The sequence below is a fragment of the Micromonospora humida genome (assembly GCF_016901255.1).
Lineage (GTDB): Bacteria > Actinomycetota > Actinomycetes > Mycobacteriales > Micromonosporaceae > Micromonospora > Micromonospora wenchangensis.
In genome coordinates this window covers 287,793-301,332 of sequence record NZ_JAFEUC010000010.1, presented here as the reverse complement: position 1 = coordinate 301,332, position 13,540 = coordinate 287,793, and the positions used below count along the sequence as shown (strand labels likewise).

The following is a 13,540-nucleotide window of genomic DNA, read 5'->3' as shown; positions in this document are numbered from 1 at the left end:
GGTGGTGGGGTTGCGGTGTTGGGTGAGGCGCGGGTGTGGCCGGAGGTGGGTCGGGTTCGTCGTGCGGGGGTGTCGTCGTTCGGGATCAGTGGGACGAACGCGCATGTGATCCTGGAGGAGGCGGGGGAGCCGGAGCGGCCAGCCGAGCCGGGGCCGTCAGCCGGGCCGGTGTCGCCTGTTCTGTCGGTCGTGCCGTGGGTGATCTCGGCGAAGAGTCCGGATGCTCTGCGGGCGCGGGCGGAGCAGTTGTTGTCGTGTGTGGATCTTGATCCGGTTGATGTCGGGTTTTCGTTGGCGACGACCCGGGCGGTGTTCGAGCATCGTGCGGCCATCGTCGCGGGTGACCGTGCCGGGTTCCGCACGGCCCTGCAGACCCTCGCGGACGGCGGTGCGGGCACCGGACTCTTCCGGGCGGCCGCCGCGCCCGCGCCCCGACTGGCGATGGTCTTCTCCGGGCAGGGCTCCCAACGGCCCGGCATGGGCGCCGAACTGTACCGCCGGTACCCGGCCTTCGCGCAGGCCATGGACGAGGTGCTGGAGCGGCTGCCGATCCGCGACGTGCTGTTCGGCCAGGACCAGGACCGACTCGCCGAGACCGGCAACGCCCAACCCGCCCTGTTCGCGTTCCAGGTGGCACTCTTCCGGCTGACCGAGTCCTGGGCGATCGTGCCCGACCACGTGGCCGGACACTCGATCGGCGAGATCGCCGCCGCCCACGTCGCCGGCGTCCTCTCGCTCGACGACGCGTGCACGCTGGTCGCCGAGCGCGCCCGCCTGATGCAGGCGCTGCCCGGCGACGGGGCGATGGTGGCGCTACGGGCAGGCGAGGAGGAGGTCCTGCCCCTGCTGTCCGACGAGGTGTCCATCGCCGCGGTCAACGGCCCCCGCGCGGTGGTGATCGCCGGAACGGAGGAGGCGGTCCTGCGGGTGGCCGCCGGATTCGACCGGTCGACCCGGCTACGGGTGTCCCACGCCTTCCACTCCCACCTCATGCAGCCGGTCCTCGCCGACTTCCAGGCCGTCGTCGACCGGTTGACGTTCAACCGACCCGAGATCGACATCGTCGCCGGCGGCGACGTCACCGAACCCGGCTACTGGGTCCGCCACGTCCGCGACACGGTGCGCTACGCCGACCGCGTCGCACGCCTGACCGACCTCGGCGTCACGGTGTCCCTGGAGATCGGTCCGGACTCCGTCCTGTCGGCGCTGGGCCCCCGCACCGCGGCCAACATCCCGCTGTGCCGCCGCAACCAGCCCGAGGACGTCACCGTGGTCACCGCGACCGCACGCGCCCACGTGCACGGCGTCGCGGTGCACTGGCCGGCGCTGTTCCCGGGCGCCCGGCGGGTCGACCTGCCGACGTACCCCTTCCGGTCCACCCGGTTCTGGCCCGCCGTCAGCCTCGCGACCGGCGACGTCACCCGCGCCGGCCTCGACGCCGTCGACCATGCCCTGCTCGGTGCGGGAGTAGACCTGCCCGACCGGGGCGGACGGGTCTTCACCGGCCGGCTGTCCGTCGCTGCCCTTCCCTGGCTGGCCGACCATGTCATCCACGGCGTGAACCTCTTCCCGGCCACCGGCTTCGTGGAACTGGTGCGTCGCGCCGCCCGGGCCGTCGACGATCTCGCCCTCGACGAACTGACGCTGCGTACACCCCTGGTCCTGCCCGTCACCGGCACCGTGCAGATCCAGGTGACCGTCGACGGCCCGGACGCCGCCGACCGGCGTCCGGTCGCCGTCTACGCCCGGACCGGTGACGACGACGGCCCGTGGACGCAGCACGCGGCGGGGCTGCTCTCCCCGGCGGGGCCGCAGACCGCCGGCCCGGCGGGCGAATGGCCCCCACCCGGGGCGGTGCCGATCGACCTCGACGGGCTGTACCCCGGGCTCGCCGGCCGGGGCTTCGCCTACGGCGAGACGTTCCGGGGCCTGCGGTCGGCCTGGCGCGTCGGCGACGAGGTCCTCGTCGAGGCCCGGACCACCACCGACCCGCAGGGCTACGGAACCCACCCGGCCCTGCTGGACGCCGTCCTGCACGCCTCGGTGTTCCTGCCGGACGGCCACCGGCCCCGGGTGCCGTTCCTCTGGAACGGGCTGCGCTTCCACGCGCCGAGCGGTGCGGTCCTGCGGGCGAGGGTGCGCCCCACCGGCCCGGACACCCTGTCCGTCGACGCCACCGACGAGACCGGCACCCCCGTCCTGACCGTGGAGGCGCTCACCCTGCGCGGCCACCCGGCCGACAGCCGGGTGCGCGACGCGTTGTTCGCGGTCGAGTGGCAACCTCCGCACCACCGCGACCCTGCCGGCACCGACGGCCACGACCGGATCGACGTCACCGGTCGGGACGCCGGAGACGTCCTGGAGATCCTCCGGCACCGCCTGGCCGGCGCCGCCGACCGGCCGCTGGTGCTCGTGACCCACGGCGCGGTCCAGACGACCCCGCAGGACGACCCGGCGCTGCCCGACGCGGCGGCAGTCTGGGGCCTGGTGCGCTGCGCCCAGGTCGAACACCCCGGCAGGTTCATCCTGGCCGACCTGCCCGCCGACGGCACCGGGGAACTGCCGGCCGACCTCTGCGGGTGGGACGAGCCCCAGATCGCGGTGCGCCCCGTGGGCGCACTGGTGCCCCGGCTGCTGCCCACCACGGCCGACGCCGACCTTCCCGCCGTCGATCCGCAGGCCACCGTCGTGATCACCGGGGGCACCAGCGGCCTCGGCGCGCTGATCGCCCGGCACCTCGTGGCCGAGCACGGCGTCCGCGACCTGCTGCTGCTCAGCCGCAGCGGGCCGGCCGCACCCGAGGCCGCCGGGCTCGTCGCCGACCTGGGCGCGCGGGTGCTCGCCGTCGACGTGTCCGATCGTGCGGCGCTGGGCCGGGCCCTGGACGGTGTCCGGATCGGCGGGGTCGTGCACTGCGCGACGCTGCTCGACGACGCCCCGGTGACGTCGCTGACCCCCGACCGCGTCCGACGCGTCATGTCCACCAAGGTCACCTCCGCCGGGTGGCTGGACGAGTTGACCCGCGACCAGGACCTGTCGTTCTTCGTGGTGTTCTCCTCGCTCGCGGGGACCCTGGGCAACGCCGGACAGGCCGCCTACGCGGCGGCCAACGCGGCACTGGACGCGCTGGTGACCCGCCGGTGGGCCCGAGGGCTGCCAGCCCGGTCGATCGTCTGGGGCCTGTGGGACACACCCTCGACCCTGACCGGCGGCATGGCGGCGGCGGACCGCGCCCGCGCGACCCGCGCCGGGGTCACCCCCCTGCCGGCCGGGGACGGCCTGCTGCTGTTCGACGCCGCGCTGCGCTGCGCCCGGCCCGTCGTGGTGGCGGCCCGGCTGCACCCCGCAGCCGGGGAGGCGACCGCACCGGTGCTGCGGAGCCTGCTGCCGCGACCCCCACGGCAGGAGCCCCGCCGCGACGACATCCGCGACCGGCTCGCGGGACGCGCGCCGCAGGACCGCAGGCGGATGCTCGTGGACCTCGTGGGGGGCCACGCGGCCGCGGTGCTGGGACACCCCACGACCGCGACGATCGGCCCCCACCGGGCCTTCACCGACCTCGGGTTCGACTCGCTCATGGCGGTCGAGTTCCGCAACCGCCTCGACGACGCCACCGGCCTGCGCCTGCCCGCCACCATGGTCTTCGAACACGCCAACGTGGACGAGTTGGCCGGGCACCTGGACACGGTGCTGTTCCCCGTGGCCGAACCGGCCGCCGGCACCGCCGACGACGAGCAGATCCGGCAGTTGCTGCACACCATCCCGATGAGCGAGCTGCGCGGATCGGGCCTGTTGGACCGGCTGCTCGCGTTGGCCTCCGGCGATCCGGCCCGGGCGGGTGCGCTGCAGGCGATCGACGACCTGGACACCGACAGCCTCATCGCGATGGCGCTCGGCGGTGCCCACCCGGGCGACCCAGACGAGGAGGTCCCGTCCCGATGAGCGACGAGAAGCTGGTCCAGGCGCTCCGCGCCGCTGTCAAGGAGAACGAACGGCTGCGCCTGCGCAACTCCGGACTGGCCGACTCGCTGCGGGAGCCGATCGCGATCGTGGGCATGGCGTGCCGGTACCCGGGCGGGGTGGGGTCGCCGGAGGAACTGTGGCAGTTCGTCGTCGAGGACGGCGACGGCATCACACCGCTGCCCACCGACCGGGGCTGGGCCGAGGACCTCTACCACCCCGAGCCGGGAACGCCCGGGCACACCTACACCCGCGGCAGCGGGTTCCTGCACGACGCCGGGGTCTTCGACGCCGACTTCTTCGGCATCTCACCGCGCGAGGCCCTGGACATGGACCCCCAGCAGCGGCTGCTGCTGGAGGTGTCGTGGTCGGCGATCGAACAGGCCGGGATCGACCCGACCACGCTACGGGGCAGCGACACCGGCGTGTTCGTCGGCGCCATGTACCACGACTACCTCGGCAGCACCGGGACCGGCGCGATGATCTCCGGCCGGATCTCGTACACGCTGGGTCTGGAAGGTCCCGCGATGACCCTGGACACCGCCTGCTCGGCGTCGCTGGTGGCGTTGCACGTGGCCACCGGGGCGCTGCGGGCCCGGGAGTGCGGGCTGGCGCTGGTGGGTGGGGTCGCCGTCATGGCGACCCCGGAGGCGGTCATCGAGTTCGGCCGTCGCCGGGGACTGTCGGAGGACGGCCGGTGCCGGTCCTTCGCCGAGGCCGCCGACGGCACCGGGTTCGCCGAGGGCGTCGGCGTCCTGGTGGTGGAACGACTGTCGGACGCCCGACGCAACGGGCACACCGTGCTGGCGGTCGTGCGCGGTAGCGCGGTCAACCAGGACGGCGCGTCCAACGGCTTCACCGCCCCCAGCGTCAAGGCCCAGCAGCGGGTGATCCGCCGGGCACTCGCCGCCGCCGGCCTGGCCGCGGACGACGTCGACGTGGTCGAGGGACACGGCACCGGCACCACTCTCGGCGACCCGATCGAGGCGCAGGCCCTGCTCACCACCTACGGACGTGACCGGCCCCCGGAACGCCCGCTGTGGCTGGGCTCGGTCAAGTCGAACATCGGCCACACCCAGGCCGCCGCCGGGGTCGCCGGCATCATCAAAATGATCTTCGCGATGCGGCACGGCCGACTGCCCCGCACCCTGCACGTCGACGAGCCGAGCCGCCAGGTGGACTGGTCCGGCGGCGGCGTACGCCTGCTCCTCGAACCCCGCGACTGGCCCCGCGGACAACGACCACGGCGGGCCGGGATCTCCGGATTCGGCGTCAGCGGAACCAACGCGCACGTCATCATCGAGGAACCACCGGCCGAGCCTGCCCCGCCGGCAGCCGGGCCCCACACCGCCGTGACGACACCCCCCGGCCTGGTCTGGCCGGTGTCCGGACACACGCCCGAAGCCCTGCGGACGCAGGCCGGGCGCCTGCTGGCCCACCTGGACCGCCAGCCGGAACCGGACCCCGCCGACGTGGCCCGCACGTTGACCACCCGCCCGGCGCTCCCGCACCGCGCGGTGGTCACCGGATCGGACCTGACCGACCTGCGACGGGGCCTCACCGCGGTGGCCGCCGGAACCGACGACCCCACCGTGTTCACCGGCGAGGCGCGCCCGGCCGGGCTCACGGCGTTCGCGTTCACCGGGCAGGGCGCCCAGCGACCGGGCATGGGCCGCGAACTCGCCCGGGCGTTCCCGGCGTTCGCTGCGGCATTCGCCGCGGTCACCGCCGAGCTGGACCGGCACCTGCCGCGACCGCTGCGCGAGGTCGTCTGGGGCGACACCCCGGAGCCGGTCGAGCAGACCCAGTACGCCCAGACCGGACTGTTCGCCGTCGAAGTGGCGCTCACCGAACTGATGCGGACCTTCGGCATCCGACCGGACCTGGTGCTCGGCCACTCGGTCGGCGAACTCGTCGCCGCACACGTGGCCGGGGTGCTGTCCCTTCCCGACGCGGCCCGCTTGGTCGCCGCCCGCGCCCGGCTGATGCAGGCACTCCCGCCCGGCGGCGCGATGGTGTCGGTACGCGCCGACGAGGCGGCCGTGGCACCGTACCTGTCCGCACAGGTGGCCCTCGCCGCGGTGAACGGACCCACCGCCGTCGTGCTCTCCGGAGCCGAACAGCCGGTCCTCGCGGCCGCCGCCGACCTGTCCGCCCGGGGCGTCCGGACCACGCGGCTCGCCGTCAGCCACGCCTTCCACTCCCCGCTGATCGAGGGCATGCTCGACGACTTCCGTGCGGTCCTGGCGACGGTGGAGCTACGGCCACCCGTCCTGCCGCTGCTGTCCGGCGTGACCGGGAAACCCGCCACGCCGGCGCAACTGTGCACTCCGGAACACTGGATGGCCAACGTCCGGAACACCGTCCGGTTCGCCGACTGCGTCGACGCCCTCGCCGGGCACGACGTCACCTCCTGCGTGGAGATCGGCCCGGACGCCGTACTGGCCGGACTGGCCACCGCGCCGGTGCCGTGGGTGCCGACGCAGCGCCGCCGGCTGGCCGAACCGGCCGCGCTCCTGGCCGCGCTGGCCCGGTCGCACGCCGACGGCCGGACCGTCGACTGGACCGCGTGGCTCGGCGACACCGGGCGGCGGATCGACCTGCCGACCTATGCCTTCCAGCACAAACGGTACTGGGCCGGCGGCATTAGCCTGGGGCGCGACACCGGACGCGGCCCGTCCGCCCTCGACCACGACATCCTCCGGGAGGTGGTGGAATCCCCCGACACCGACCGGCTGGTGGTGACCGGCAGGGTGTCCCGGCACGCCCAGCCGTGGCTGGCCGACCACGCGTACGGGGCGACGGTGCTCCTGCCCGGCGCGGCGTTCGTCGACCTCGCCCTCACCGTCGGCCACCTGGTCGGCTGCCCCGTCGTCGACGACCTGACCGTCGCCACGCCGATGGCGGTGCCCGACCAGGGTGAGATCCCGGTGCAGGTCGTGCTGGAACCGGGCGACGCCACCGGTCGGCGGACCGTGCAGGTGTACTCCCGGCCACCCGACCAACCCGGCTGGACCTGCCACGCCACCGGGACCCTGTCGGACCGGCAGCCGCCCCTGCCCCTGGCCGAACCGACCTGGCCCCCGGCGCAGGCCACGCCCGTGGACACCGACGGCACCTACGACAGGCTCGCCGACCAGGGCTTCGCCTACGGCCCGGCGTTCCAGGGCCTGCGTGCCGCGTGGCGGCGCGACGACGTCGTCGACGCCGAGGTGACGGTGGAGGAGGCCGGCCGCCACCTGGTGCACCCGGCCCTGCTGGACGCGTCCCTGCACGCGGCCACGCTGCTCGTCGCCGCCGGCCTGCCCTTCGCCTGGACCGGCGTCGCGGTTTTCGCCCCCGGCACCACGGCGGTCCGGGTGCGGCTGCGTCGCACCGGCGCGGACACCGTCGCGGTCGCCGCGTTCGACCAGGCCGGCAGCCCCGTGTACGCGGTGGACTCCCTGACGCTGCGGCCGGTGACCACGCAACAGGTGGCGGCCGACACCGTGTTGCGGCGAGCGATGTTCCACGTACGGTGGCAGCCGACGCCGGCCGGACCGGAGCCCGCCGGGATCACCTTCGACGTCCGGCGGGGCGGCGGGGCGAACCCGCGCGACGCGGTCACCGAGGCCCTGCGGCAGGTACAGGAATGGCTCGCCGGTCACCACGACGACCACGAACGGCTCATGATCCAGACGTACGGTGCGGTCGCGGTGACTGCCGACGACGCCGTGTCCGACCTGGGCGGCGCAGGAGTGTGGGGTCTGGTGCGCTCCGCCCAGTCGGAACACCCCGACCGCCTCGTCCTCGTCGACACCGACGGCACCCACGACGAGCGGACCCTGAGCGCCCTGGCCGCCGCGGGGGAGAGCCAGATCGCGGTCCGCGACGGCCGGACGCTGGTGCCCCGGTTGGCGCGGACCCCGGTGCCCGCCGCGACCGACGACGAACCGCTGGTGCCACCGGACGAAACGGTCGTCATCACCGGCGGCACCGGCGCGCTCGGCCGGCTGGTCGCCCGCCACCTCGTCGTCGACCGTGGCGTGCGGAACCTGCTGGTGCTCAGCCGCAGCGGGCCGGAGTCGCCCGCCGCCACGGAACTCGTCGAGCACCTCGGGGCACACGTCGTCGCGGTCGACGCCGCCGACCGCGACGCGCTGGCGCGGGTGCTCGCCGGGGTCCGGATCGGCGGGGTCGTCCACGCGGCGGGCGTGCTCGACGACGGCGTGGTCGAGTCGATGACGCCGCAGCGGGTCGCCGGCGTGCTCCGGGCGAAGGTCGACGCCGCCATCGCCCTGCACGACCTGACCAGGGACCGGCCACCGGCCTTCTTCACGATGTTCTCCTCCGCCGCCGGGATCCTCGGCAGCCCCGGCCAGAGCGCGTACGCGGCGGCGAACGCCACCCTCGACGGCCTCGCCGCGCACCGCCGGTCGCTGGGGCTTCCCGCCCAGTCACTGGCCTGGGGGCTGTGGGCGCAGAGCGACGGGATGGCGTCCGCGATGGACGCGACCGGCCGCGCCCGGGTGGACCGGGCCGGCGTCGCGCCACTGTCCGCCGCCGAGGGACTCGCCCTGTTCGACGCCGCACTGCGGACCGACATGCCCCTGCTCGTGCCCGCGCGTCTCGACACGGCCGCGAACGACAACCCGTCGACCATGATGCGGGGCCTGCGCCCCGCGCCGGCACACCGCAGCACCGAACAGCGCAACGTGCTGCACCGGCTGGTCGGGTTGTCCCCCGGTGAGCAGCACCGGGTGCTGGTGGACGTGGTACGCGGCCACGCAGCGGCCGTCCTGGGTCACCCGGGCCCGGACGCCGTCGGTGCCGGACGGGCCTTCACCGACCTCGGGTTCGACTCGCTGATGGCCGTGGAACTGCGTAACCGGCTGCAGTCCGCGACCGGCCTGCGACTGTCGCCCACCCTGGTCTTCGACCACCCGAACCCCGAGGAGTTGGCGGCCCATCTGCGCGCGGCGGCCGGGCCGGCGCAGGAGGCCGCGCCGCCGCCCGTCCTGGAGACGCTGACCCGACTGGAGGCGCAGCTCGCGTCCCTGGACCCGCACGACGGCATCCGACCACAGGTCACGGACCGGCTCGGTCGCCTGCTGTCCGACCTCGACGACCGGTCGACGCCGTCCGCAATAGACCTGACCGGCGCGTCGCGGCAGGAGGTCCTCAATCTGATCGACAGCAGGTTCGGCGTCTAGCAGCCCTCTCCGCGTCCAGCAGACCCTGCAGGAAGGCCAGGCACACCACATGGCGAAGTCAGCACCGGTATCGACCGACGTCGGTCACATGTACGACGTCATGACCGAACTGTTCACCACGCTGCTCGACGGCAACATCCACGTCGGCTACTGGCACGACGACGGGGACCGGACCTCCGTCGCCGAGGCCGCCACCCGCCTCACCGACATGGTGATCGAACGCGTCTGCGCCGGCCCCGGCAGCCAGGTGCTGGACGTCGGCTGCGGAGCCGGGACCGCCTCGCTGCGCCTCGCCACGACACGGGACGAGACGGTGGTGACGGGAATCTCCGTCAGCCACGGCCAGATCGACACCGCCAGGGTCCGCGCGCGGGAACTCGGCGTAGCCCACCGCGTCCACTTCCGTTACGCTGACGCCATGAACATGCCGTTTGGACCCGGTATGTTCGACGGGGCATTCGCCATCGAATCCCTCATCCACATGCCGGACCAGGACCGCGCGCTCCAGGAGATCGGCACCGTGTTGCGTCCGGGCGCACGACTGGTCATCGCCGACATCATCGACAGACACCCGGCGAACGGCGCGGAGAAGGAGATCATCGACAATTTCTGTGCCGTCACACAGTGCCGCATCATCGCCGCGTTGCCCGACAGACTGGACCGGGCGGGCTTCGAGGTGCTGGAGTGCGACGACATCAGCACCCACGTGATGCGGGCGTTCGCGGTGCTGTCCGACCGCATGCGTGAGGTCCGGGCCGACTTCGTCGGCAGGATCGCACCCGCGCACTTCGACCAGCTGGTCGAACTGTTCCGACGCTTCAGCGCCGTCACCGCGGCCGGCTACGTCCTGGCGGTGGCCCAGCGCCGATGACCGTGCGGGGAAAGGGTCCATCCCATCGATCGGTGGGGAGTCACCAGGTGCTTTCCCGGTACCAGCTCGCCCTGCTCGCCGACCCGGCGCCCGACGACGGGCGGCACCGGGCACCGCCCCACGGCCGGCCCGAACTGATCGGCAGATCAGCCGAGAGGGAACTGCTCGACTCGCTGCTGCGTGGCCGGGTGCGCCTCCCGGCCCTGCTGTTCAGCGGCGGGATCGGCGTCGGCAAGACGGCACTGCTGCGCGCCGCCGACGAACAGGCCCGCCGGGCCGGCCGCCGCGTCGTGTGGGTCACCGGCGCACCCGTCGAGGCCGACCTTCCCTACTCGGGCCTGCACCAGCTGCTCTACGCCATGCGTACGGAACTCGACCGCCTGCCCGCCCACCAGCGGGTCACCCTGGCGCGCATCCTCGGGCACGCCGACGGCCCCGTCCCCGACCGCCTGGCGACCTGCGCGGCCACCCTGTCCCTGGTCACCGAGCTGGCCGACGACGGTGGCCTGGTGGTGCTGGTCGACGACGCCCAGTGGATCGACCGGGAGAGCACCGAACTGCTCGCCTTCGTCGCCCGCCGGACCTGTGACCTGGCCGACCTGGTGCTGGTCGCCGCCGCCCACCAACCCGGACCACCGCTCGCCGCCGGACCACACGTCCGTCAGCTCGCGCCGCTGTCGGACCACGACGCCGGCCTGCTGATCGACGCCCGGCACCCCACCCTGCACAGCCGCGTCCGACGTGTCATCCTCGACCACGCCCAGGGCAACCCGCTGGCACTGATCGAGCTACCCAGGGCGCTCAGCCAGGAACAGCGGTGCGCGAGCATGCCGCTGCCGGTCCACCTGCCGGTGACCCCGAGGATCAGCGGGCAGTTCGGGGCACGCATCCGCGACCTGCCCGAGCCGGCCCGGCAGCTCCTGCTGGTCGCCGCCCTCGACGGGAGAGCCCGGCTGGCGACGCTCACCGAAGCGACCGACGAGGCCGACGTGACCGCCCAGCTCGGCCCCGCCGAACGGCACCACCTCGTCACGGTGGGCACCGACCGGTTGCTCTTCACCCACCCACTGGTCCGGCTGACCACCATCGACCTGGCCACCCGGGCCGAGCTGCACACCGCCCACCGCCACCTGGCCCGGGTGACCACCGCCGACCCCGACGTCCGGGCCACGCACCTGGCGGCCGCGGCACTGGGCCCGGACGACTCCCTGGCCGAGGCCCTGGCGACGGCCGGGGACCGCGCCGCCGACCGGGGCGTCCTCACCACGGCCACCGAGATGTTCGCCCGTGCTGCCGAACTGAGCACCGCTGCGGCCGACCGCGCCGAACGGCTGGGCATCGCGGCCCAACTGGCCTGCCGCGCCGGCTGGCTCCGGTGGGCGGGACACCTCAACCCGCCCCCGGGGGAGTTCGGCGTCACCACCCACACCGCCGCCGTCAGCGCGTACCTGCTCTCCCTCGACGAGGGCGACGTGGACATGGCGCACCGTCGCCTCCTGCGGGTCTTCGACGACCCCACCACCAGCATGCCGATGCGTCGGATGGCACTGGAGATGCTGTTCCACGTGTGCGTCCTCGCCGACCGGCCGGACCACTGGACTGCCCTGGACACCGTCCTCGCCCGCCCCGACTGCGAGTCGGCGGACATCGTCCTGCGCTGCCGCGCGATCCTCTCCGGCCGGGACGGCGACGCCGACACGATGCGTGAACGGTTCCTGGAACTGCTCGACCGCTGGCCGACGACACCGGCGGAACTCACCGCCCTGTCCACGGCGTCCCTCTCCGCCACCGCCGCCGCACTCGACGCGGTCACCGAGTTGCTGCCGGTGCTGCGTGGCCTGCCGGACGCCTCGGCCGACAGCCGGGGAGCACCGACGGCGAGGTTCGGCCTGCACATGGAGATCCTGGACCGCTACCAGTCGGGACGCTGGGACGAGGCGGAGACCCTCCTGCGGGAGAGCGCCACCGTCGCGGGCGTCAGCGGCCTGCGGACCCTGGAGGGCATCGCCCGCTGCCAGCGGGCGCTGCTGGCCGCCGTACGCGGTGAGACCGAACAGGCCCTGGAGTTGACCGACGAGGTGCTGCGCTGGGCCACCCCGCGTGGGATCGGGCTGGCGGTCATCCTGGCCCACCAGGCCCGGGCGCTGGTGGCCCTGGGCACCGGTGACCACGAACACGCCTACACGACCCTGTCCACCATCGCCCCCGCCGGGGCGGTGACCCGCCTGCCGGTCAGCGCCCGGCGCATCGTGTTCGACCTGGCCGACGCCGCCGTGCACACCGGGCACGGACCGCAGGCGGCCGCCTATCTGCAGGCGCTGCGCGACGGGGGATTCGACCGCCTCTCCCCGCGGATGACCATGTTGACCCACGGGGCCGCCGCCCTGCTCGCCCGGGACAGCCACACCGACGAGGCATTCCGGCAGGCGCTGACCGCGCCGGGACACGAACGCTGGCCGCTGGAACACGCCCGGATCCGTCTCGCCTACGGTGAGCGGCTGCGCCGCGCCAAGGAGATCGGCCCGGCCCGGGTGGAACTGGGCGCGGCACTGGAGGTCCTGGAGCGGCTCGGCGCCAGGCCGTGGGCGGCGCGGGCCCGCAACGAGCTACGGGCCGCCGGGCTGGCGGTCACCCGGCCCGCCGAAGGGCCGGCCGGGCTCACCGCGCAGGAGGAGTCCGTCGCCAGGCTCGCAGCCCAGGGCCTGACGAACAAGCAGATCGCCGTCCGGCTGCGCCTGTCGGACCGCACCGTCAGCGGACACCTCTACAAGGTCTACCCCAAGCTCGGGGTCACCTCACGGACCGGGCTACGTGACGCACTGGAGATACGAGCCGGAGGGGATACGGATGGCACAGCAGACTGAGTTCACCGAGGCACTGCTCGACTACGTCCGGCAGGTCTCGCTGCGCGACGACGAGATCCTCGCCGACCTGCGGCGGGAGACCGCCGCCCTGCCGATGGGCCGGGCGATGCAGATCATGCCGGAGGAGGGCCAACTGCTGGCCCTGCTCGTCAGACTGACCGCGGCTTCGCTCGCGGTGGTCGAGGTCGGGACCTTCACCGGCTACAGCACACTGTGCATGGCCAGGGCCCTCCCACCCGGCGGCCGGCTGGTCACGGTGGACATCTCCGAGCGGTGGCCGATGATCGCCGCACCGTACTGGGAACGCGCCGGGGTGGCCGACCGCATCGACGTACGCATCGGTGCCGCCCGGGAGGTCCTGGCCGACCTGGAGCGCGAACTCGGACCGGGCGCGGTGGACCTGGTGTTCATCGACGCCGACAAGGCGGGCTATCCGGACTACTACGAGGCCGCGCTGCGACTGGTCCGCCGGGGCGGGCTGGTCGTCCTCGACAACACGGTGTTCTTCGGCCGGGTGCTCGACGAGGAACACCAGGACCGGGACACCGCCACCATCCGGGAGTTGAACGTCTCGCTGCTCGCCGACGACCGGGTCGACCTGGCGATGCTGTCCTTCGCCGACGGTCTCACCCTGGCGGTGAAGCGCTGAACCG

At 73.9% G+C, this 13,540-nt stretch carries 5 protein-coding genes; all 5 read left to right on the top strand.

Annotation, left to right across the window (positions count from 1 at the left end; translation table 11 throughout):
• Positions 1-15 precede the first annotated feature (15 nt).
• From JQX11_RS21345 to JQX11_RS21325, 5 genes are read left to right on the top strand one after another with little or no spacing between them, the layout of a single operon-like run.
• On the top strand, positions 16-3,942 hold the full coding sequence (locus tag JQX11_RS21345) for an SDR family NAD(P)-dependent oxidoreductase (RefSeq protein ID WP_372444619.1): 3,927 nt from the start codon (positions 16-18) through the stop codon (positions 3,940-3,942).
• Positions 3,939-9,152, top strand: coding sequence for a type I polyketide synthase (locus tag JQX11_RS21340; RefSeq protein ID WP_204926731.1), 5,214 nt, complete (start codon positions 3,939-3,941; stop codon positions 9,150-9,152). Before JQX11_RS21345 ends, JQX11_RS21340 begins: the two co-directional genes overlap by 4 nt.
• 49 nt (positions 9,153-9,201) lie before the next feature.
• Positions 9,202-10,023: an SAM-dependent methyltransferase gene (locus JQX11_RS21335; protein WP_269756915.1), complete on the top strand. Its 822-nt coding sequence runs from the start codon at positions 9,202-9,204 to the stop codon at positions 10,021-10,023.
• Positions 10,024-10,070: 47 nt separating this feature from the next.
• Positions 10,071-12,887 carry a LuxR family transcriptional regulator gene (locus JQX11_RS21330; RefSeq protein ID WP_204926729.1) on the top strand — a complete coding sequence of 939 codons (2,817 nt, stop codon included), beginning with the start codon at positions 10,071-10,073 and terminating at the stop codon, positions 12,885-12,887.
• Entirely contained in the window at positions 12,871-13,536 is a 666-nt protein-coding gene (locus JQX11_RS21325) for an O-methyltransferase (protein ID WP_204926728.1), read from the top strand. Before JQX11_RS21330 ends, JQX11_RS21325 begins: the two co-directional genes overlap by 17 nt.
• Positions 13,537-13,540: the final 4 nt, after the last annotated feature.